Source organism: Methylibium rhizosphaerae (assembly GCF_006386545.1).
Lineage (GTDB): Bacteria > Pseudomonadota > Gammaproteobacteria > Burkholderiales > Burkholderiaceae_C > Pseudorivibacter > Pseudorivibacter rhizosphaerae.
The window spans coordinates 17,300-38,357 of sequence record NZ_SWAR01000051.1; the positions used below are offsets into that span (position 1 = coordinate 17,300).

The window sequence follows — 21,058 nt, forward strand, 5'->3', positions numbered from 1 at the left end:
GCGATTCAGTGACGCCGGTCATCGTCTCCTCGTGACCGGAGTCATTGCGTCCGCCGGTCACTGCCGTATATTGCCCGCGGGGCCGCACTCCGGCCATAGGGCATGCACGATGAGCAGCGAAAGAGCCGGTTCACAACGCATCCGCGTGTTGATCATCGATGACCAGCCGCTGGTTCGCCGCGGGCTGGTCCTGATGCTTTCACTCGAGGCCGACATGGAGGTGATCGGCGAGGCGGGCGACGGCGTCGAAGCGGTCGACATGGCGCGGCGCCTGCGGCCCGACGTGGCGCTCATGGACCTGCACATGCCGCGCAAGGGCGGCGTTGCCGCCACCCGCGAGATCACTGCTGCGCTGCCGCAAACGCGCGTGCTGGTGCTCACCACCATGGAGACCGAGCAGAGCGTGTTCGATGCGCTGCGCGCCGGCGCGCTGGCCTACCTGCTGAAGGACGCCACCGAGGCCGAGGTGGTGGAGGGGGTGCGCGCGGTGCACCGCGGGGAGTCGATGCTCACGCCGCAGATCGCCCGCAAGGTGCTCGACCAGTTCCGCCGGCTTTCCGAGCTGGCGCCCCGGCCGGAGTACAAGCCGGCGTCGAACGACGAAGACCACATCGCCGCGCTCAACGAGAAGGAAACCAAGGTGCTGCAGCTCATCGCCGAAGGCAAGAGCAACAAGCAGATCGCCGGGCTGCTGTTCCTGGCCGAGGGCACGGTGAAGAACTACGTGAGCCGCATCATGGAGAAACTCCACGCCGAAAGCCGCACCGAGCTGGCGGTCATGGCCCTGCGCCAGCGCCGCGTGAGTTGACCCCTCCACATCGAAGCGACAGAGACAGAGACAGGATCATGACCATCACCGTCAAGCGCGACGTTTCCGCGCGAATGAAACACACGGTTTCCGTCGGCTCGCACGCCATCGCCGTCGACGAGCCGGTGGCCAACGGGGGAGAAGACCTGGGCCCGACGGCGCACGACCTCTACGACAGTGCGCTGGGCACCTGCAAGGCGATGACGCTGCTGTGGTACGCGCGGCGCAAGGAGATCCCGCTCGAAGACATCGAGGTGGGCGTGGCCCGCGACGACAGCGAGGAGCGGCAGGGCCGCTATCGGCTGAAGGTGACGCTCGACCTGCGCGGCCCGCTGTCCGAGGCGCAGCGGCAGGAGCTGCTGCGGGTGGCCGAGAAGTGCCCGGTGCACCGGTTGATGACACAGGTGACGACCGAGATCGCCACCGAACTCTTGCCGTAGCGGCCAGTCTCCAGGACGGGCTACGACGCCTCGGTGCGTTCGATGAACGCGCCCATCAGCGCGGCACATTCGGCCGCATGGGTCTCCAGCAGGAAGTGCGGGCCGTCGAGGATGTGCGCCTCCATGCGCGGCAGCGCTCGCATCCACGACAGCGTCTCGGCCAGCTCGAAGAAGACGTCGTGGCGTCCCCACAGCATCAGCGCGGGCGGCTGCCGGTCCTTCAGGTAGCCGGCGATTTCGTCGAACCGGGCCACGTGGCTGCGGTAGTCGAGCAGCAGCGCGCGATGCATGTCGAGCCGCCCGGGCAGCGACATGACGCGCCAGTCTTCTTCCCACAAGCGGGGGTCGATGCGATCGGCGATGTCCTGCGGCACGCCGCCCACGTACTGATCGCGCGTGCCCTTGAAGCTCAGGTGGCCGGTCGCCCTGGCCTCGTGCTGCGGCGACGGGTCGGCCCAGTAGGCCCGGGTGTCCGCCCATTGGGGGCCCATGCCGCTTTCATGCGCATTGGCGTTCTGCACGATGAGGCCGCGCACCCTCTGCGGCGCGCGTGTGGCCAGGTGCAGCGCGACCGGGGCGCCGTAGTCGTGCAGGTAGAGATGGAAGGAGCCGACGCCGAGCTGGCCGAGCAGCACCTCCATCACATCGGCGAAACGCGAGAACGAAGTCCGCGAAAGCGGCTCGGAGGCGCCGAAGCCCGGCAGGTCGGGGGCGACCACGAAGCACTGCCGCGCCAGCGGGCCGATCACGTTGCGGAAGGTGGCCGATGAGCTCGGCAGGCCGTGGATCAGCAGCAGCGCCGGCTTGTTCCGGTCTCCCGCGACGCGGGCGGCCAGGGCCGCCCCTTCGATCTCGAACTTCACGACTTCAGGCTGCTTCATCGCCCGGTCCTCCTTGCGTGTGGAGAAGAGGCTGACGAGCGTAGTGCGCCGCGCAGACCACATTCGGCCCAGGGTGTCGCGTGAACAAATCCCGCGCGCGGCCGCAGACGCCGCAAAAAGCTGACCGCGGTCAAGTGCCGGCCGCCGGGGCCGCCGGGACATTGCCCACAGGACGGAGCCCCGGCACAAGGTGATGCCCGTCCGAGGAGACAGGCATATGCGAAAGCTTCCGGCCCTGCTGGGCCTCGTATCGGCCCTGGTGAGCGCCGCGGGCGCGCAGGACATCGTCATCGGACAGTCGGTGGCCCTGAGCGGGCCCAATGCCGACATCGGGCGCGACATGCGCGACGGCGCACTGGCCGTGTTCGCGAAGGTCAACGCGGGCAACGGCCTGGGCGGGCGGCAGCTGAAGCTCGTGACGCTCGACAACGCCAACAGCCGTGAGCGCGCGCTGCAGAACACCCAGCAGCTGCTGGGCGAGCATGGCGCCGTGGCGCTGTTCGGCTACAACTCGGCGACCAACAGCGTGGATGCGCTGCCGCTGGCCGCGCGCAGCAACGTGCTGTTCTTCGCGCCGTTCAGCGGCTCCACGGTGCTGCGCAGCCATCCGAACGTGTTCACCATCCGCGCCTCCTACCGCGAGGAGGCGCTGAAGATCATCGAGGCGAAGCGCAGCGTCGGCAGCGAGAAGGCGGTGGTGGTGCACTACGACGACGAGGTCGGCCGCAGCAACTATGAAGCGGTGGCCGCGGCCTATGTCGAGGCCGGCGCCGCGAAGCCGCCGGGCGTGGCGGTCAAGCGGGGCGCGACGCTGGACGCGGCGGCGCTCGACGCGGTGCTCAGGCATGCGCCGCACTACGCGCTGGTGACCACCCAGTACGGCGTGGTGCGCGACCTGCTGAAGGTGGCGGCCGACCGCAACACTCCGGTGTCGCTGGCGGCGCTGTCGTTCGTGAACCCGGACGAGCTGGCCGAGTCGGTGGGGCCGCTCGCGCGGGGCACGATGGTGTCGCAGGTGATCCCGTCGCCGCGGCAGGCGAACCAGGTGTCGCTGCCGATCGTGCGGGACTGCGCCGCCGCGCTGCTGGCGCACAACGGCGCCAGGCTGAACTACACCTCGCTGGAGTCCTGCATCGCCGCGCACGCGCTGGTCGCGGCGCTCAAGAAGGCCGGGCCGCTGCCCACCCGTGAAGGCGTGCTGCAGGCCATGGCCGCGGTGGGGCGCGTGGACCTGGGCGGCTACACGATGCAGTTCTCGCCGGTGCAGCACCAGGGCAGCCACTGGGTCGAGCTGACCATGCTCTCGCGCGGCAACCAGTTCGTGAAGTAGGCGCCGTTCAGGGCAGCAGGTCGCTGGTGGCCAGGGCCCGGATGCGCGCGACGAGCGAGCGCACCTGCGGCTCGCCGATCACCGGCGCGGCCAGCTCGCGCAGCTTGCCTTCCAGCTCTTCGTCGGACAGCGGCAGCTCCGGGTCGCCCTTGCGATCGTGCTGCAGGTGCTCCAGGCGCCGCCCGTCGCGCAGCACCAGGACCACCCTTGCGCCTCGGCGACCCGGGAAGGCCCGGTCCACCTCCGGGTCCAGGGTCGCGGTGATGCGCTTCATCAGCGCCCGCGTGGCCGCGTCCTGCAGGCGGGGAGGCTCGAAGGCAGCCAGCCGCACGCTGCCGTGCACCATCGCCGTGGCGACCATGTAGTGCAGGCTGAAACGCGCCTGGTCGGCCGTCTGCGGGTCGACGTGCGGCGCGATGTCGAGCGTGGACTGGTAGACGCCCAGGTGGATGCGCTCGATGTCGCCATGATCGACGCCGTGCAGACGCTGCAGCGCCAGCGCGCCGTCGATGGCCGGGAAGTTGTGGCCGCAGCCGACGTGGTTCTTGAAGGTGAGCCGGGTGATGTGGAAGTCCCGGCCGAGCGTGCTGCCGGCCGGTGACCAATCAGGCCCGGTGCCCATGGCCTGGCCGAAGCCGGCCTCGCCCTCCAGGACGTCGAGCGAGCCGCGCAGGCCGCCGGCCGCAAGCTGCGCGGCCAGCACGCCGGCCTCGGCGGCGCGCCCCGCATGCAGCGGCTTGGCCATGCTTTCGGTGCGAAATGCCTGCTGCAGTCCGGCAGCGAAGGTGGCGGCCAGGGCCAGCGCATGGGCGAACGCCGCCTCTTCCAGGTCGAGCAGGCCGGCTGCGGCGGCCGCCGCACCGAAGGTGCCCATGGTGCCGGTGTTGTGCCAGTACCTGTAGTGCTCGCGTCCCATCACGACGCCGATGCGGGTGGAGATCTCGTAGCCCAGCACCACCGCACGCAGGAATTGCGGCCCGGTGGCCCGCCGGGCCTGCGCCACGGCCAGCGCGGCGGCGATGGTGGCCGCGCCCGGGTGGTACATCGCCTCGCGAAAACTGTCGTCGAGTTCGGCCGCATGAGCGGCCGTGCCGTTGATCAGCGCGGCGGCCCGCACCGTGGCCTGGCGGCCGCCTGCAAGCCAGGCGGGGCCGCGGTCGAGCTCTTCGGCCAGCGCGGCTTCGAGTACCTGCACCGCCGGCATGCCCGAGCCCGGGTACAGCGAGGCAAACCAGTCGGTCACCGCTCGTTGCGCGCCCTGTGCCACGTGAGGCGCCAGCGGCGCCTGATGCAGTTCGGCGGCAAAGCGCGCGAAGCGTTCGGTCATGAGCATCTCAGTTCTCCGCCAGCAGCCTGCCCACGTCACCCAGTACGAAACCCGGGCCGCTGCACCGGGCCAGCCAGTCCAGGTCATCGCGCAGCGCGGCGGCGACGCGCTGGCGTGCCAGGAACACAGGCCCGCCTTCCCAGCGCGGAAAGCCATAGCCGTTGGCCAGCACCACGTCGATGTCGGCGGGCCGACGTGCCACGCCGTCGGCGAGCAGCAGCGCGGTCTCGTTCATCATCGCGAGCATCGCACGTCGCACGATCTCGTCGTTCGTGAAGCTGCGTGGCGCCAGCCCCTTGTCGGCGCGGCATTGGGCGATGAGTGCCTGCACGTCGGGGTCGGCCTGCGGCGTGTGGGTGCCTTCGGCATAGCGGTAGTAGCCGGCGCCGGCCTTGCAGCCGAGCCGGCCGGCTTCGCACAGGCGGTCGGCAATGTGCACGTAGCGCGCCGCCGGGTCGCGCGTGGCGGCCTGCGCCTGGCGCATGCGCCAGGCGATGTCCAGGCCCGACAGGTCGGCCACGGCGAACGGACCCATCGCGAAGCCGAAGTCCTGCAGCGCCGTGTCCACCTGCAGCGGGCTCGCGCCTTCTTCGAGCATGAACTCGCATTGGCGACGATAGGCCGAGAAGACCCGGTTGCCGATGAAGCCGAAGGCATTGCCGGTGACGACCGGCAGCTTGTTCATGCGCCGCGCCAGCGCGACGCCGGTGGCCAGTGCGCCGGGCGACGAGGCGCGCCCGCGCACCACCTCCACCAGGCGCATCACCTGGGCCGGGCTGAAGAAGTGCAGGCCGATCACGTCCTGCGGTCGCCGGGTGGCGGAGGCGATCGCGTCCAGGTCGAGGTATGAGGTGTTGGAGGCCAGCACCGCCCCAGGCCGGGCCTGCGTTTCGACGCGCCGGAAGACCTGCTGCTTCACGGCCAGTTCCTCGAATACCGCCTCGATCACGACGTCGGCCTCACCCAGGGCTGCCCAGTCGAGGGAGGCATGCAGGCGGGCGTCCCGACCCGCAGCGTCGGCGGCCGAAAGCCTGCCGCTTCGCACGCGAGACGCATGGTGCTCGCGGATGCGCGAGGCGCCGCGGTCCAGGGCGGCGCCGTCCTGCTCGAGCAGCAGCACGTCGCAGCCGGCATCGAGGGCCGTGATCGCGATGCCGCAGCCCATGGTGCCGGCACCGACCACGGCCACCCGTTGCGGCGCCCGTGCCGAGGTGCCGTCCAGCGACGGGTGCCGGGCGCTGTCGCGCTCGGCGAAGAACAGGTGACGCAGGGCCGCCGCTTCGCGCGAGACGCGCAGCCGCTCGAACAGGGTGCGCTCGGCGGCAAGCCCCTCGTCGATCGGCAGGTGTGCCGCGGCGCTGATCGCATCGATCGCAGCCTGCACCGCCGGCCTGCCCCTGCCCGCCTTGAGCGCTGCCTCTGCGGCATGTGCCACCGCCGCAGTTTCGACCTGCGGCACCGGCCGGTCGCGAAGACGTGGCCTGTCGCCGGCCAGGGCCATGGCCCGTGCATGCGCCACTGCGGCGGTTCGCAGGTCGCCGGGCTCGATGGCATCGACCAGGCCGGCGTCCAGCGCCGCGGCGGCCGGCATGCGCTGCGCGCCGCAGATCATGCCGATCGCACGGGGAATGCCCACGATGCGCGGCAGCCGCTGCGTGCCGCCGGCTCCTGGAATCACACCCAGCGATACCTCGGGCAGCCCCACCACCGTGCCGGGCGCGGCCATGCGTGCATCGCACGCCAGCGCGAGCTCGAAGCCGCCGCCCAGCGCCGCGCCGTGCAGGGCGGCCACGACCGGCTTGCCGCAGCCTTCGACGGCGGCAATCACGGCCGGCAGCTGCGGCTCCTGCAGCGGCGTGTCGAATTCACGCAGGTCGGCCCCGGCGATGAAGCCCGGGCCCGCGCCGATGAGCACCGCGCCACGCAGCGTGTGGTCTCGGCGCAGCGTCTCCATGGCGTCGAGCAGGCCGCCGCGTACCGCGGCCGAGCCTGCATTGACCGGAGGGTTGTCGATCACCACGACGGCAATGTCACCGTCGCGCTCCAGGCGCACCCGTGCATTCATGGCCGTACCTTCATGAAACGGACTCAACAGCTTTTACCGCGGAGACGGGGTGGTTCATCTCATCACCGCCACGCCGTCGGCGGCGCGCACGCCGTGGCCGCGGGGCAGTACGAACACCGGGTTCACCTCGGCTTCGACGAGGCGATCGCCCAGTTGCGCCGCCATGTTCGAGAAGGCCACGATGGCGTCCACCAGGGCGTCGACGTCGGCTGCGGGCCGGCCGCGGAAGCCGTCGAGCAGCGGCCAGGTTCGCAGCTCCTGCGCCATCGACAGCGCGTCGCCGCGGCCGAGGCCGCCGCCCGGCGGCAGCAGGCGCAGCGTGGTGTCCTTGAAGAGCTCGGCGGTGATGCCGCCCATGCCGAGCATCACCGCCGTGCCCAGCGCATCGCGGCGCAGCCCGAGGATGAGCTCGGTGCCGCCGGCCACCATCTCCTGAACCAGGAAGCGCGACGGGCGCCGGCCGGTGTTCGCCTCCACGTCGGCCGCCATGCGCTCGAGCCGCTCGCCGATGGTCTGCGCCGTGAGGCCGACGGCCACGCCACCGACGTCGCTCTTGTGGGTGATCTCGGCCGACAGGATCTTCAGCACCACCGGCCCACCCAGTTCGCGCGCTGCGGCTTCGGCCTCGGAAGGCGAGGCCACGATGCGTTCGGCCGCGCACGGCACGCCGAAGCGGGCGAACAGCTGCTTGGCCTGCGCCTCGTCGAGCGATCCGCCGGGCACGTCGTCGATCGGTACCCCGGGCCCGGGCGCGCCGGGTTCGGCGGGCGGGCGGAAGCCGCCGGCGCGCAGCATCGCTGCCAGTGCCGCGGTGCAGCTTTCGGCCGCGGTGAAGGCCGGCACGCCGCGCGAGGTGAGCAGCGCCCCCACTTCGGGCGCATGCGGGCTCACATAGGCGAGCACCGGCTTGTCGGAGTTCGGCAGGCAGTCCTCGATGGCACCGGCCAGCAGTTGCGGCATGGCGAGGCTGGACGAGCCGACGATGATGACCAGCGCGTCATAGGTCGGGCTCGCGAGCAGGGTGCCGATCGCGCCGCGCAGCAGGTCGGGCCGCAACCCGGCCAGGGTCACGTCGATGGGGTTGCGGTCGAGCACCGCTTCGCTGCCGGTGTGCAGCGCGCGCAAGGCAGCGGCCGTGGCCGCGTCAGGCGCGGGCGTGTCGAAGCCGGCCACGCCCAGGTCGTCGGACACCAGCGTGCCCGCGCCGCCGGTGGAGGTGAGGATCGCCACCCGCCGGCCGTGCAGCCGGCGGCCGGTGGCCAGCGCGGCAGGAATGTCCAGCAGGTCCGAGAAGCTCTGCGCGCGGATGACGCCCACCTGCCTGAACAGCGCGTCGTACATGCGGTCAGCGCCGGCCATCGCGCCGGTGTGCGAGACGGCCGCCTGGGCGCCGGCTTCGGAGCGGCCGACCTTGAAGGCCACCACCGGCTTGCCCGCGCGCGCGGCCTTGAGGCAGGCGGCGCGGAAACGCTCCGGGTGGCGAACGGCTTCGACGTAGAGCGCGATCACCTTCGTGGCCGGGTCGCCGGCCAGGTGGTCGATGAAGTCCGACAGCTCCAGATCCACCTCGTTACTGGTGGCCACCAGCTTGGACAGGCCGATGCCGCGGGCCGCCGCACGCGACAGCAGCGAACCCAGGATGCCCCCGCTTTGGGACACCACGCCGATGCCGCCAGCCAGGAACTCGTCCGTCTCCAGCGCACCCGAGGGCGACAGCACGATGTTGTCGGTAAGGTTCACCAGGCCGATGGTGTTGGGGCCCAGCAGGCGCATCGACCCGGCGGCTTCGACCAACTGCTGCTGGCGGCGCGCGCCTTCCTCTCCAGTCTCGGTGTAGCCGCTGGCCAGCACGATGGCCGCCGCGCAGCCGCGTGCCGCGAGCTCGCGTACCGCGAGGTGGGCCCGCTCGGCGCCCAGCAGCACGATGCCGACGTCGGGCACTTCGGGCAGCGAGGCGATGTCGGGGTAGCAGGGCAGCTCGCCGATCCGATCGGCCTTGGGGTTGACCGGGTAGATGGCGCCGGCGAAGCCGTGCTTGCGCAGGTAGGCCACCGGCCGGCCGGAGGTCTTGATCGCATCCGCCGAGGCGCCGATGACGGCAACGCTGCGGGGCTTGAGCAGTCGGGAAATCGCGTCCATCGGCTTCACTCCCTGGCGGCCTGGCTCTTGGCGAGAAAGGCTTCGACCGACGCGCGGTGCTCGCTGCTCGTGTAGCAGATGCCCTGGGCCTGGCTGCCCTGGGCGAACACGTCGTGCGACGACAGCTCGAAGCTCTGGTTGAGGATGGTCTTGGTGAGGGCCAGCGCGGTCGGCGAGGCCTGCGCGAGTTCGGCGGCCCAGGCCTGGGCATCGGCCAGCAATGCCTGCGAACTCGTCTTGCGGTCGGCGATGCCGAGCGCCAGCGCTTCGTCGGCCTCGACCTTGCGGCCGGTGAAGATCAGCTCCTTGGCGCGCGGCAGGCCGACCCGCCGCGGCAGGAAGTACATGCCGCCGCCGTCGGGCACGATGCCGCGGTGGATGTACGACCAGCTGAAGCTGGCCCATTCGCTGCAGAGCACGAAGTCGCAGGCGAGGGCGGTGTCGGCGCCCAGCCCCGACGCCGCGCCGTTCACGGCGGCGATCACCGGCTTGGGGCAGGTGTGCAGCAGGGCCTGAGTGCGATGCACCCGCTGCTGGCGGTGCCAGCCGTTGAAGCCCACTTCGCCGGCAGGTGCGTTCATGCGCCTTTCCATGCCGGCGATGTCGCCGCCGGCGCAGAAGGCCTTGCCGGCACCGGTGAGCACCACGGCGCGGATCGCACGGTCGGCGGCGATGCGCTCCAGCGCGTCGATGAACTCGCTGCGCATCGCGTCGCTCATCGCGTTGCGCTTGTCGGGGCGGTTGAAGGTGAGGGTGGCAATGCATGCCTGCACCTGCAGGTCGATCAGTTCGTAGGTCATGTGTGGTCTCCGGGGCGCTCGGCTCAGTCGGGCTTGACGTTGTTCTCCTTGACCACCTTGCGCCAGCGCGCTTCCTCCGCTCGCACGTAGGCGTCCAGTTCCGCCGGCGGGCCGGCACTGATGACGAGGCCCTCGCTTTCGACCTTCTTCCTGAAGTCGTCGGTCTGGGCCGCCTTGCGGGTGGCGGCGTTGAGCCTCGCAATCACGTCCGCCGGCGTGCCGGCGGGCACGTACAGCCCGTACCAGCTTTCCACCACGTAGCCTGGCACGGTGTCGGCCAGCGCCGGCACGTCCTTCAGGCTGGGCGAGCGCGCGGCGGTGGTGACCGCCAGCGGCCGCAGCTTGCCGCTGTCGATGAAGGTCGACACCGCGGCGGCGGTGCCGAAGATCATGTCGACCTGCCCGCCCAGCAGGTCGGTGAGGGCCGGGCCCGCGCCGCGGTAGGGCACGTGGGTCATCTCCACCTTGGCGAGGTTGGTGAACATCTCGCCGGCCAGGTGGGCCGAGGTGCCGTTGCCCTGCGATGCGTAGGTGAGCTTGCCGGGGCTGGCCTTGGCGGCGGCGATCACGTCCCTGACGCTGCGGTACGGGCTGTCGGGCCGCACCACCAGCACGTTGGGCCCCTTGCCGATCAGGGCCACCGGGGCGAAGGCCTTGTCGGTGTCGTAGGGCAGCCTGGGCTGCAGGCTCGGGTTCACCGCATGCGCGAAGGTGGCAATGACCAGGGTGTAGCCGTCGGCCGGGCTCTTTGCCACCGCGTCGGTGCCGATGATGGTGCCGGCGCCGGGCTTGTTGTCGACGATGACGTTCTGCCCCAGCTCCTTCGACATGCCGGCCGCCAGCGTGCGGGCGATGAGGTCGGTGCCGCCGCCGGGGGCGAAGGGCACGACCAGCCGGATCGGCTTGTCGGGATAGGCGGCCGCCAGCGCGGCGCCGGCAGAGAGCCATGCGGCGGCGGCCCATGCCGCGAGGCGTGTGAACCCGGATCCGAAGCGAAGCGGCTGCATGTGTGTCTCCTTCGTCGTCATGGCTGTCGTGGTGACCCAAGGTTAGGCCGCACAATCGGCGCTGGCACGGCCTGATTTCCAGCAGGTGGAAATGAACACACGAGGCGACAGGAACCGCTCCCTGGAGCGCGGCATCGAGATCCTGAGGGCCTTCCGGCCCGGCGTGGACCTCATGGGCAACGGCGAGCTGGCCGAGCGCACCGGTCTGTCGCGCGCGACGGTGAGCCGGCTGGCGCAGACCCTGGTCGACTGCGGCCTGCTCGAGCACGATCGGCGCCGGCGGGCCTACCGGCTGGCGGCGCCGGTGCTTAGCCTGGCCCATGCCATGCGGTCGGGCTCGCCGGTGCTGGCCATGGCCGGGCCGCTGATGCGCAGCGAGGCCGAGAAGCGAAAGATCAACGTCGGGCTGGCGGTGGCCGACCGCGACGAGATGGTCTACCTCGAGTCGGTGCGCTACAGCCGTCGCGTGGCGTGGCGCAACGTGGTGGCCGGGCAGCGCGTGCCCATCGAGCTCACCTCGCTCGGCCGTGCCTGGCTTGCCGCAGCACCGCGCGATGCCTCTCGTGCAGTGCTGGAGCAGGTGCGCGCACGCCGCGCCAGCGGCTGGCGCGCACTGTCGCAGGAGATCTCGGCGGCCGTCGAGCGGGTGCGCAGCGACGGCTTCTGCTGGGCCTCGTGGCAGCCGCAGGTGGTGGCCCTGGCCGCCCCGATCGTAGTGGACGGCCACCCCGTCTATGTGCTCAACATGAGCGTGACCGGCGATACGCCGGCCGAGGACGTCGTCGAAGCGCTGCGCGGGCCGCTGCTGTCGCTCGCGCAGCGGATCCGCGAGGGCATCGAGCACCTTTGAGGCGGCTGAGGAAGCCGTCCGTCGCTCCCATCCGCCCCGTCACAGCTCCGTCATGACAGGACAGGGGCGGAGCACTACGGTGCCGCCTTTCAACAGGTGAGCAAGGGGGTGAAGGTGTCGAACACAGTGGCGAAGACCGCGGGCGCCGGCAGGTTGCCGGATGCGGCACGGATCATGGCGGTCGGCCTGCTGAGCGTGTGGGTGTCGGCTTGCGGCGGCGGCGCTTCGGGCACTTCGACCAGCGCGCCGGTTGCAGGCACCCCGACGACCGTGCCCACCCCGACACCCACGCCCACCCTCGCACCCACGCCGACACCCACCCCCGCACCCACGCCGACGCCGACGCCCACCCCGGCACCCACGCCCGCGTCCTGCGATCTGCCCTCCACGTTTTCATGGGTCTCGACGCAGCCCCTGATCGCCCCGCAGTCGGCGAACTTCGTGTCCATCAAGGACCCGACGATCGTTCGCTACAACAATCTGTATCACGTCTTTGCGACGGTCTTCGACACGTCGAGGAACGCGTGGAGCGCGGTCTACCTGAACTTCAGCGACTTCTCGAAGGCGGGGAGCGCGGCGCAGGTGCCGTTGGCCAGCAGGCCCGTGGGCGACGCCGTGGCACCGCAGGTCTTCTTCTTCCGGCCGCACAACAAGTGGTACATGATTTCGCAGTGGGGTGCCAAGTACTCCACCAACACCGACATCGCAAACCCCGACGGCTGGACCGCACCCCGGTCCTTGCTGAGCGGCGGTCCGCCCAACGCACTCGACTACTGGGTCATCTGCGACAGCGCGAACTGCCATCTGTTCTTCTCGGCGGATGACGGGAAGCTCTATCGCTCCAAGACGAGCATCGGCAACTTCCCCAACTTTTCCGGCTACGAGACGGTGATGTCGGACCAGGTGGCCAACCTGTTCGAAGCCAGCAACGTCTACAAGGTCAAGGGCACCAACAAGTACCTGCTGCTGGTCGAGGCCTACGGGCCGCGCTATTTCCGGGCCTGGACATCGACCAGCCTGGATGGCCCGTGGACGCCGCTGGCCGACAAGCAGGCCGCGCCGTTTGCCGGCGCTGCGAATGTCTCGTTCGAAGGCGCCAGATGGACCAACGACATCAGCCACGGCGAGATGATTCGTGATGGCCACGACGAGACCTTGACCATCGATGCCTGCAACATGGAGTTCCTGTACCAGGGCGTCGACCCGAACTCGACCGCGACCTACGAGCGGCTTCCGTATCGCCTCGGGCTGATCAGGGCACGATAGGCCGCAGGCTTCAGTCCGATCGCGCCAGCGCCCGCACCACGTCCGACTGCGTGATCATTCCGACGAGCCGGCGTTCGCCGTCGATCACCGGCACGTGGTGGTGGCCGGTGGTGGAGAACAGCGGCAGCAGGTCGCCGATGGGCCGGTCGGCGCTCACCACGCGCACCTGCCGGGCCATGATCTGGCCCACCGTCTCGGGCTTGTCGCTGTGTGTCGTGGGGGTGGGGCGGATCAGTGACGCGAGGCGCCGGTGCCAGTCGGCATGGGTGTCGATGCGCGCCTCGCGCATGAAGTCGGCCAGCGTGACGATGCCCACCAGGCGCCGCACCCGGTCGACCACCGGCAGCGACTTGATGCGGTGCCGGCGCAGCAGCGCCCAGGCCTCGTCGAGCGGCGTGCCGAAGCTGACCGCGATCGGGTCGGTCGACATCACGTCGGCGCAGCGGACCTGGCCCAGGCGGCGGCGCCAGGCCTGCATCTGCGCCTGCTCCAGCAGGATGTGCAGGTCGTCACGGCTGACGTCGAGCACCTGGTTGTAGCGGGCCAGCACCGCGTCGAGGTCGGCGTCGGTGAAGGACCGCAGCCGCAGCTCGTCGAGCTTCGGCACGCTAGCACCGCGCTGCGGATAGGCACGCCCGGTGGCACGGTTGTAGGCGACGCCGGCCAGCATGAGCAGCAGCGAGTTCAGCAGCACCGGCTCCAGCGCGAACAGCGGGTCGGTCACGCCGCCCAGCACCACCAGCAGGGCGCAGGCGCCGCCCGGCGGATGCAGGCAGCGCAAGGCGAACATCAGTGCGATGGCCAGGCCGACCGCCAGCGCGGCGGACCAGGGCGCCACGCCCAGCAGCTGCACGCAGGCAATACCGACCAGGGCCGACAGCGTGTTGCCGCCCACCACGCTCCAGGGCTGGGCGAACGGGCTGGCCGGCAGGGCGAACACCAGCACCGCGCTCGCGCCGATGGGCGCCACCAGCCACGGTGCGGCGCCATGCGCGGGTGCGAGCAGCAGCCCCAGCCAGCCGGTGAGCAGCACGCCGAACAACGCGCCGCAGGCGGCGCGCCAGCGCTCGCGTGCATCGACCTGCTGGTCGGGCGGCAGGAAGTCGCGCCAGCTCGCGGCGGCTGCCCGGCGCAGTCGCAGGCTCTCGCCTTTCACGTGAACTGGGCGCGGTGTTCCTGCAGCGCCTGCAGCACGATGGCCTGCAGCCCGTCGCCCTGCTTCTGGTCGATGTGCTCGAAGATGCTGCGCCGCATGCGCGGCTCCCAGAAGCGGCGGATGTGCGTGGCGAGGTCGCGCCGCGCTTCGGCTTCGTCCGGCATCGCCGAAAAGAAGTCGCCGATGCTGTTGGCCATCCGGATGAGGTGCTCGGTGTTGTTCATGCGCTCATCGTCTCCAGGGTGAGCCGCTCGGCGTGGCTGCCATCACTCGCGGCCGAGCAGCTCCAGCTGCGTGCGGTTGAACTGGCCGTAGTCGCGCTGCCATTCGGACAGCTGCGTCACCTTGCTTACCTGCACCGCGGTCACCTTGTATTCGGGGCAGTTGGTGGCCCAGTCGGAGCTGTCGGTGGTGATGACGTTGGCGCCCGACTCGGGGAAGTGGAAGGTGGTGTACACCACGCCCGGCTGCACCCGGTCGCTCAGCCGGGCGCGCAGCACCGTCTCGCCGGCACGGCTTTCGATGCCGACCCAGTCGTTGTCGGCGATGCCGCGCTCCTCGGCATCGTGCGGATGGATCTCCAGCCGGTCCTCGTCGTGCCACAGGTTGTTGGCGGTGCGCCGTGTCTGCGCCCCCACGTTGTACTGACTCAGGATGCGGCCGGTGGTGAGCACCAGCGGGAAGCGCCGGTTCACCTTCTCCGGCGAGGCCACGTACTGCGTGATCACGAAGCGCCCCTTGCCGCGCACGAACTCGTCGACGTGCATGATCGGCGTGCCTTCCTCGGCCGTGTCCTCGTTGCAGGGCCACTGCACGCTGCCCAGCTTGTCGAGCCGGGCGTAGCTCACGCCGTGGAAGGTGGGCGTGAGCGCGGCGATCTCGTCCATGATCTGCGACGGATGGGTGTAGTTCATCGGGTAGCCCAGCGCGTTCGAGAGCTTCACCGTCACCTCCCAGTCGGCCAGGCCCGCCAGCGGCTTCATCGCGCGGCGCACCCGCGAGATGCGGCGCTCGGCATTGGTGAAGGTGCCGTCCTTCTCGAGGAACGAGGCGCCCGGCAGGAACACATGCGCGTACTTGGCGGTCTCGTTCAGGAAGATGTCCTGAACCACCAGGCATTCCAGGTTCGAGAGGGCCTCGGTCACGTGCTGCGTGTTGGGGTCCGACTGCACGATGTCTTCGCCCTGCACGTACAGCCCCTTGAAGCTGCCGTCCATCGCGGCGTCGAACATGTTGGGGATGCGCAGGCCGGGCTCGCTGGCCAGCGTGGCGCCCCAGGCGGCGCCGAACTCGGCCCGCACGCCGTCGTCCGAGACATGCCGGTAGCCCGGCAGCTCGTGCGGGAAGGAGCCCATGTCGCAGGAGCCCTGCACGTTGTTCTGGCCGCGCAGCGGGTTCACGCCCACGCCTTCGCGGCCGACGTTGCCGGTGGCCATGGCCAGGCGGTCACGCCCAGGCCGTAGTAGATGGCGCCGTTGGGGCGGCGTTCACCGAGCAGTCCTTCGGCATTGCCGGTGGCATACAGCCGCGCGGCGCCGCGCAGCAGCACTGCCGGCACGCCGGTCACCGCCTCCATCGCCTCGGGCGAGTTCTCGGGCCGGGCGACGAATTCGCGCCACTGCTCGAACGAGCGGCCCTCGCAGCGCTCGGCGATGAAGTCGTCGGCCAGCAGTTCCTCGGTGACGATCACGTGCGCCAGCGCGGTGATCACCGCCACGTTGGTGCCGGGCCGCAGCTGCAGGTGGAAGTCGGCCTTCACGTGCGCAGAGGCCACCAGGTCGATGCGCCGCGGGTCGACCACGATGAGCTTCGCACCCTCGCGCAGGCGCTTCTTCATGCGCGAGGCGAACACCGGATGCGCGTCGGTCGGGTTGGCGCCGATCACCATGATCACGTCGGAGCGCTCCACCGACTTGAAGGTCTGCGTGCCGGCCGACTCGCCGAAGGTCTGCTTGAGGCCGTAGCCGGTGGGCGAATGGCACACCCGGGCGCAGGTGTCGACGTTGTTGTTGCCGAAGCCGGCGCGCACCAGCTTCTGCACCAGGTAGGTCTCTTCGTTGGTACAGCGCGACGAGGTGATGCCGCCGATCGAGTCGCGGCCGTACTTCGCCTGCAGCCGCTTGAACTCGGCGGCGGCGTGGCCGATGGCTTCGTCCCAGCTCACCTCCTGCCACGGGTCGGTGATCTTCCGGCGGATCATCGGCTTCGTGATGCGGTCCTTGTGGGTGGCATAGCCCCAGGCGAAGCGGCCCTTCACGCACGAATGGCCCTCGTTGGCCTTGCCGTCCTTCCAGGGCGTCATGCGCACCACCTGCTCGCCCTTCACCTCGGCCTTGAAGCCGCAGCCCACGCCGCAGTAGGCACAGGTGGTGACGAGACTGCGGGTGGGCATGCCCAGCGAGATCACGCTCTTGTCCTGCAGCGTGGCGGTGGGGCAGGCCTGCACGCAGGCGCCGCAACTCACGCATTCGCTGTCCATGAAGGGCTGGTCCTGGCCCGGCGACACGCGCGACTCGAAGCCGCGGCCGCTGATGGTGAGCGCGAAGGTGCCCTGGGTCTCCTCGCAGGCGCGCACGCAGCGGTTGCAGACGATGCACTTGCTCGGGTCGTAGGTGAAGTAGGGGTTGGACTCGTCCTTCTTCGCCTGCAGGTGGCTGGCGCCCTCGAAGCCGTAGCGCACGTTGCGCAGGCCCACCTCGCCGGCCATGTCCTGCAGCTCGCAGTCGCCGTTGGCCGAGCAGGTGAGGCAGTCGAGCGGGTGGTCCGAGATGTAGAGCTCCATCACGTCGTGCCGCAGCTTGGCCAGCTTGTCGCTGTGGGTGCGCACCTTCATGCCGGCTTCGGCCGGCGTGGTGCACGAAGCCGGGAAGCCGCGGCGACCCTCGATCTCCACCAGGCACAGCCGGCAGGAACCGAACGGCTCCAGGCTGTCGGTGGCACACAGCTTGGGCACCCCGATGCCCGCCTCTGCGGCTGCCCGCATCAGCGACGTGCCGGCCGGCACGGTGACGGTCTGGCCGTCGATCTCGAGCGTGACCTCGGTGGCGGACTCGCGCTTGGGAGTTCCGTAGTCGACTTCGTTGAAGGGCTGCATGCGTTCTCTTTCTGCTGCGTGTGCTTCAGGCAGCCTGCTCGTCGTCGTCGAGAAGGCCGAAGTCCTGCGGGTAGTGATCGAGCGCGGACAGGACGGGATAGGGCGTCATGCCGCCCATCGCGCACAGGCTGCCGGCGAGCATGGTGTCGCACAGGTCGCGCAGCAGCCGCACCTGTTGAGGCCGGTTGTGGTTGCTCACGATGCGGTCGATGACCTCCACGCCGCGGGTGGAGCCGATGCGGCACGGCGTGCACTTGCCGCACGACTCGATGGCGCAGAACTCCATCGCGAAGCGCGCCAGCTGCGCCATGTCGGTCGTGTCGTCATGCACGACCACGCCGCCGTGTCCCAGCACCAGGCTCTTCGCGGTGTAGGCGTCGTAGTCGAGCGGCAGGTCCCATTGCGATTCGGGCACGTAGGCGCCGAGCGGTCCACCCACCTGGATGGCCTTCACCGGCCGGCCGCTGGCGGTGCCGCCGCCGATGTCGAACACCAGCTCGCGCAGCGTGAGGCCGAAGGGCAGCTCGAACAGCCCGCCGCGGCGCACGTTGCCGGCCAGCTGGAAGGGCAGGGTGCCGAGAGATCGGCCGGTGCCGAAGCCCTTGTAGAAGGCCGCCCCCTTTTCCAGGACGGTGGGCACCGCGGCGAAGGTCAGCACGTTGTTGATGACGGTGGGCTTGCCGAACAGGCCGCTCACCGCGGGCAGCGGCGGCTTGGCCCGCACGATGCCGCGCCTGCCTTCCAGGCTCTCGAGCATGGCGGTTTCCTCGCCGCACACATAGGAGCCGCCGCCCACCCGCACCTCGATGTCGAACGGTTCGTTCGAGCCGAGCAGCGAGCGGCCCAGCACGCCGTCCTCGCGGGCGCGCTGCAGCGCCCGCTCGAAGGTGGCGATCGCATGCGGATATTCGGAGCGGAGGTAGACGAACCCCTTGCTTGCGCCCACGGCCAGCGCCGCGATCGCCATGCCCTCGATCAGCAGGAAGGGGTCGCCCTCGATCAGCATGCGGTCGGCGAAGGTGCCGGAGTCGCCTTCGTCGGCATTGCAGACGACGTACTTCTGGTCGGAGGCGGTCTGCGCGACGGTGCGCCACTTGATGCCCGCCGGAAAGGCCGCGCCGCCGCGGCCGCGCAGGCCCGAGTCGAGCACTTCCTGCACGATCGCTTCGGGCGGCATCTCCAGTGCGTTCTTGAGGCCAGCCCAGGGCACGGCGGCCAGCGGGTCGCCCAACCCGCAGCGCGCGAAGGTGAGCCGCTGCTGGCGCTTGAGCAGGGGGATCTCTTCGGTGAGGCCCAGGCCCAGTGCATGCGAGCCGCCTTCGAGCCAGCCGGCGTCGAAGAGCGAGGGAAGGTCCTGGGGCCGAACCGGACCGTAGGCCACGCGGCCGGCGGGCGCGTCCACCTCCACCATGGGTTCGAGCCACAGCAGTCCGCGCGAGCCGTTGCGCACGAGCTGCACCGGCAGCCCGCGGCGAGCGCATTCGGCCTGCAGCGTGTCGGACAGTGCATCGGCACCCATGGCCAGGGCCGCGGCGTCGCAGGGGATGTAGACGGTGGTTGCCTTCATGTCAGAGATCCATGGCGAAATGCGACTTCTGCGACGCATGAAGCGCCGCAAGGAGCGGGATGCCGAACACATTCACCGCGCTTGCGCGGTGAATGAATTGGAATTCCGTCTGTGGAGCACAGCCAGCATCCGTTCGGGCTGAGGTATCGAAGCCCTTGGATGCTTGGCGGCGGCCCTTCGATACCTCAGGGCGAACGGGTGGCTGTTGTTCGCGAGCGGGATGCCGAATACCTTCACCGCCCAGGCGCGGAGATCGCGGAGAACCGCGGAGGAACACAAGCTCTTCTCGGCGGCTCTCCGCGTCCTCCGCGCCTCCGTGGTGAATGGATTGGGGTTGTTGCGATGACACACAGCCAGCCGTTCGGGCTGAGGTATCGAAGCCCTTCGACGCTTGGTGGCTGCCCTTCGATACCTCAGGGCGAACGGGTGGCTGTTGTTCGCGCGTGAGATGCCGAATGCCTTCACCGCGCAGGCGCGGAGATCGCGGAGAACCGCGGAGGAACACAAGCTCTTCTCGGCGGCTCTCCGCGTCCTCCGCGCCTCCGTGGTGAATGAATCGGGGTTGGCGGCCCTTCGATACCTCAGGGCGAACGGAAAGGTTCTGCTTGCGCATGGGGGGTCGCTCGCGCTGAGTCACTTGAGCTCGGCTGCCTCGGCCAGCAGTTCGTCGAGCCGCTGTGTCGTCACCTTCGCATGGGGCCGCCCCTGCAGCATCACCGCCGGCGACAGTGCGCACAGCCCCAGGCAGTACACCGGCTCGACGGTGCAGCCGCCGGCCGCCCGGGCGTGCTGCAGCAGGGCCTCGGCGCCCACCGTGCGGCACGACTCGGCCCGGCACACCTGCAGCACCGGCCCGTGCACCGGGTGCTGGCGGAAGTGGTGGTAGTAGGTCACCACGCCGTGCACCTCGGCCCGCGAGAGGTTGAGCGCCTGTGCGATCTGGCCTGCGGCCTCGGGCGGCACCCAGCCCAGGGCCTCCTGCACGCCGTGCAGCACCGGCATGAGCGGGCCGTCCAGGTGCCTGCGTTCGGCGATCACGCGCGCGACCGCCTCGGCGTCGTAGGGTGCTGCTGTGGTGGCTGGATGCATGCTTGGGCTCTTGCGGTTGAACAGCTGCGAGTCACTATCGGGCCGGGCCTCGCTGCGAGCCGTTGACCGCCGTCAAGATTCGCAAAAAGCGGCGTGCGGTCGGGGGAGGCAGGCCTCATGCGCCTGCCACGGCACGATCTGCTCGATGAGCGCGGCGCCTTCGCACAGCAGGAAGTCCTTGAACGCCTGTGCAACCGGCGGCAGGCGCTTGGTGCGCCGGTGCACCACGAACCAGCTCAGCATCATCGGAAACCCATCCACTTCGAGTGCGCACAGCTCGCCGCTGCGCAGCTCGCGGCTCACCGTATGGGCCGACAGGAAGCTGAGGCCGAAGCCGGCCATGACCGCCTGCTTGATGGTTTCGGTGCTGCGGATCTCCATCGCCACGTTGAGGCCCGAAACGTCGCCGCCGAAGGCGTCCTGCATCGAGCGCCAGGTGTCCGAGCCGCGCTCGCGCACCACGAAGGGCTGGCGCATCACCTCGGCCGGCGCGATGCAGCGGCGGCCCACCATCGGGTGCGCAGGCGGCGCGATGATGAGGTACGGGTGGGGGGCGAACGCCTGGCTGAGCGTGTCCATCTCCGAAGGCGGGCGCACCATGATCGCGAGGTCGGTGAGGTTCTGCTCGATGTGGGCCAGCAGTTCCTCGCGGTTGTGCACGGTGAAGTTCAGCGTCACGCCGCTGTGGCGGCCGATGAACTCCACCAGCAGGCGCGGAAAGAAGTAGTCGCCCGCGCTGATGACGCCCACGTTGAGCCGCCCGCCGGTGACGCCCTTGAACTGGGCCATCGTGTTCTCGGCCTGCTCGAACTGCAGCAGGATGCCGCGGCAGATCTGCAGCAGCTCGGCGCCCGCGGCGGTGAGGTAGACCTTCTTGCCGAACTGCTCGAACAGCGGGTTGCCGGCGTGTTCCTCGAGCTTGCCGATCTGCGTGGAAACCGCCGGCTGGGTGAGGTGGAGTTCTTCGGCGGCGCGCGAGAAGCTCAGGTGCCTGGCCACCGACTCGAACACCTTGAGCTGGCGCAGCGTGGCGTGTCTCACTGCGCGGCGTCTTGGTCCTGCGGCCGCAGCACCGGCGGTGCTGCGAGGGTCCGCGGTGCCGTCTTCGTGCGGCTGGCCGCCAGCTTGCCGATGGCCAGCACCAGCAGCGCGCCGGCGATGCCTGCGCCGTAGCGGATGGCGGCGATCACCTCGGGCGCCGCGCCGGCCTTCTCGGCCGGCACCGTGGGCAGGTAGGGC

Annotated in this window: 17 protein-coding genes and 2 pseudogenes; 5 read left to right on the plus strand and 14 right to left on the minus strand. The window is 70.0% G+C overall.

Features of this window, described 5'->3' with window-relative positions:
• Positions 1-109: 109 nt before the first annotated feature.
• Positions 110-808 (plus strand): response regulator transcription factor, encoded by a 699-nt coding sequence (locus tag E8D38_RS24740; protein WP_140636733.1) that lies wholly within the window; start codon positions 110-112, stop codon positions 806-808.
• A 38-nt stretch (positions 809-846) separates the two neighbouring features.
• Positions 847-1,248 carry an OsmC family protein gene (locus E8D38_RS24745; RefSeq protein WP_140636735.1) on the plus strand — a complete coding sequence of 134 codons (402 nt, stop codon included), beginning with the start codon at positions 847-849 and terminating at the stop codon, positions 1,246-1,248.
• A 20-nt stretch (positions 1,249-1,268) separates the two neighbouring features.
• Here the strand turns inward: E8D38_RS24745 and E8D38_RS24750 are convergent, their stop codons facing one another.
• Positions 1,269-2,129: an alpha/beta fold hydrolase gene (locus E8D38_RS24750; protein ID WP_140636737.1), complete on the minus strand. Its 861-nt coding sequence runs from the start codon at positions 2,127-2,129 to the stop codon at positions 1,269-1,271.
• A 217-nt stretch (positions 2,130-2,346) separates the two neighbouring features.
• Between E8D38_RS24750 and E8D38_RS24755 the strand changes: the two genes are divergently transcribed.
• Positions 2,347-3,459, plus strand: a complete 1,113-nt coding sequence (locus tag E8D38_RS24755) for an ABC transporter substrate-binding protein (protein ID WP_181179408.1) — start codon at positions 2,347-2,349, stop codon at positions 3,457-3,459.
• Positions 3,460-3,466: 7 nt separating this feature from the next.
• On the opposite strand, the gene E8D38_RS24760 is transcribed toward E8D38_RS24755, so the two are convergent.
• The 5 genes from E8D38_RS24760 to E8D38_RS24780 are packed head-to-tail and all read right to left on the minus strand — an operon-like array spanning position 3,467 to position 10,797.
• Positions 3,467-4,792: an MmgE/PrpD family protein gene (locus tag E8D38_RS24760; protein ID WP_140636741.1), complete on the minus strand. Its 1,326-nt coding sequence runs from the start codon at positions 4,790-4,792 to the stop codon at positions 3,467-3,469.
• A gap of 1 nt (position 4,793) precedes the next feature.
• Positions 4,794-6,851 carry a 3-hydroxyacyl-CoA dehydrogenase NAD-binding domain-containing protein gene (locus tag E8D38_RS24765; RefSeq protein ID WP_140636743.1) on the minus strand — a complete coding sequence of 686 codons (2,058 nt, stop codon included), beginning with the start codon at positions 6,849-6,851 and terminating at the stop codon, positions 4,794-4,796.
• A gap of 54 nt (positions 6,852-6,905) precedes the next feature.
• A complete protein-coding gene (locus E8D38_RS24770; RefSeq protein WP_140636745.1) occupies positions 6,906-8,990 on the minus strand; it encodes an acetate--CoA ligase family protein in 2,085 nt (694 codons plus the stop codon).
• Between the two features lie 5 nt (positions 8,991-8,995).
• A complete protein-coding gene (locus E8D38_RS24775; protein ID WP_140636747.1) occupies positions 8,996-9,790 on the minus strand; it encodes an enoyl-CoA hydratase/isomerase family protein in 795 nt (264 codons plus the stop codon).
• Between the two features lie 23 nt (positions 9,791-9,813).
• Positions 9,814-10,797, minus strand: a complete 984-nt coding sequence (locus tag E8D38_RS24780; RefSeq protein WP_140636749.1) for a tripartite tricarboxylate transporter substrate binding protein — start codon at positions 10,795-10,797, stop codon at positions 9,814-9,816.
• 91 nt (positions 10,798-10,888) lie between these two features.
• On the opposite strand from E8D38_RS24780, the gene E8D38_RS24785 reads away from it, so the two are divergent.
• Positions 10,889-11,647: an IclR family transcriptional regulator gene (locus E8D38_RS24785; RefSeq protein ID WP_140636751.1), complete on the plus strand. Its 759-nt coding sequence runs from the start codon at positions 10,889-10,891 to the stop codon at positions 11,645-11,647.
• An 89-nt stretch (positions 11,648-11,736) separates the two neighbouring features.
• On the opposite strand, the gene E8D38_RS29140 is transcribed toward E8D38_RS24785, so the two are convergent.
• The gene (locus E8D38_RS29140) at positions 11,737-12,096 is read right to left on the minus strand and encodes a hypothetical protein (protein WP_246099648.1); all 360 of its coding nucleotides are present in this window, start codon (positions 12,094-12,096) and stop codon (positions 11,737-11,739) included.
• On the opposite strand from E8D38_RS29140, the gene E8D38_RS24790 reads away from it, so the two are divergent.
• Complete coding sequence (locus tag E8D38_RS24790) at positions 12,065-12,913, plus strand: glycoside hydrolase family 62 protein (RefSeq protein WP_246099647.1); 849 nt, start codon at positions 12,065-12,067, stop codon at positions 12,911-12,913. The two genes, E8D38_RS29140 and E8D38_RS24790, sit on opposite strands and share 32 nt — an antisense overlap.
• Before the next feature lie 10 nt (positions 12,914-12,923).
• On the opposite strand, the gene E8D38_RS24795 is transcribed toward E8D38_RS24790, so the two are convergent.
• The 7 genes and pseudogenes from E8D38_RS24795 to E8D38_RS28450 form a co-directional block, all read right to left on the minus strand.
• A complete protein-coding gene (locus E8D38_RS24795) occupies positions 12,924-14,069 on the minus strand; it encodes an HPP family protein (RefSeq protein ID WP_246099645.1) in 1,146 nt (381 codons plus the stop codon).
• Positions 14,066-14,293 carry a formate dehydrogenase subunit delta gene (locus tag E8D38_RS24800; RefSeq protein WP_140636753.1) on the minus strand — a complete coding sequence of 76 codons (228 nt, stop codon included), beginning with the start codon at positions 14,291-14,293 and terminating at the stop codon, positions 14,066-14,068. Before E8D38_RS24800 ends, E8D38_RS24795 begins: the two co-directional genes overlap by 4 nt.
• A 42-nt stretch (positions 14,294-14,335) precedes the next feature.
• Positions 14,336-17,163 (minus strand): annotated as a pseudogene (gene fdhF, locus E8D38_RS24805) (formate dehydrogenase subunit alpha).
• 25 nt (positions 17,164-17,188) lie between these two features.
• A complete protein-coding gene (locus E8D38_RS24810; protein WP_140636756.1) occupies positions 17,189-18,730 on the minus strand; it encodes a formate dehydrogenase beta subunit in 1,542 nt (513 codons plus the stop codon).
• 633 nt (positions 18,731-19,363) lie between these two features.
• Positions 19,364-19,819, minus strand: coding sequence for an NAD(P)H-dependent oxidoreductase subunit E (locus tag E8D38_RS24815; protein WP_140636758.1), 456 nt, complete (start codon positions 19,817-19,819; stop codon positions 19,364-19,366).
• Positions 19,820-19,891: 72 nt separating this feature from the next.
• On the minus strand, positions 19,892-20,860 hold the full coding sequence (locus E8D38_RS24820) for a LysR substrate-binding domain-containing protein (protein WP_140636760.1): 969 nt from the start codon (positions 20,858-20,860) through the stop codon (positions 19,892-19,894).
• Positions 20,857-21,058 (minus strand): annotated as a pseudogene (locus E8D38_RS28450) (hypothetical protein); the annotation flags it as partial. The gene E8D38_RS24820 and the pseudogene E8D38_RS28450, both read right to left, overlap by 4 nt.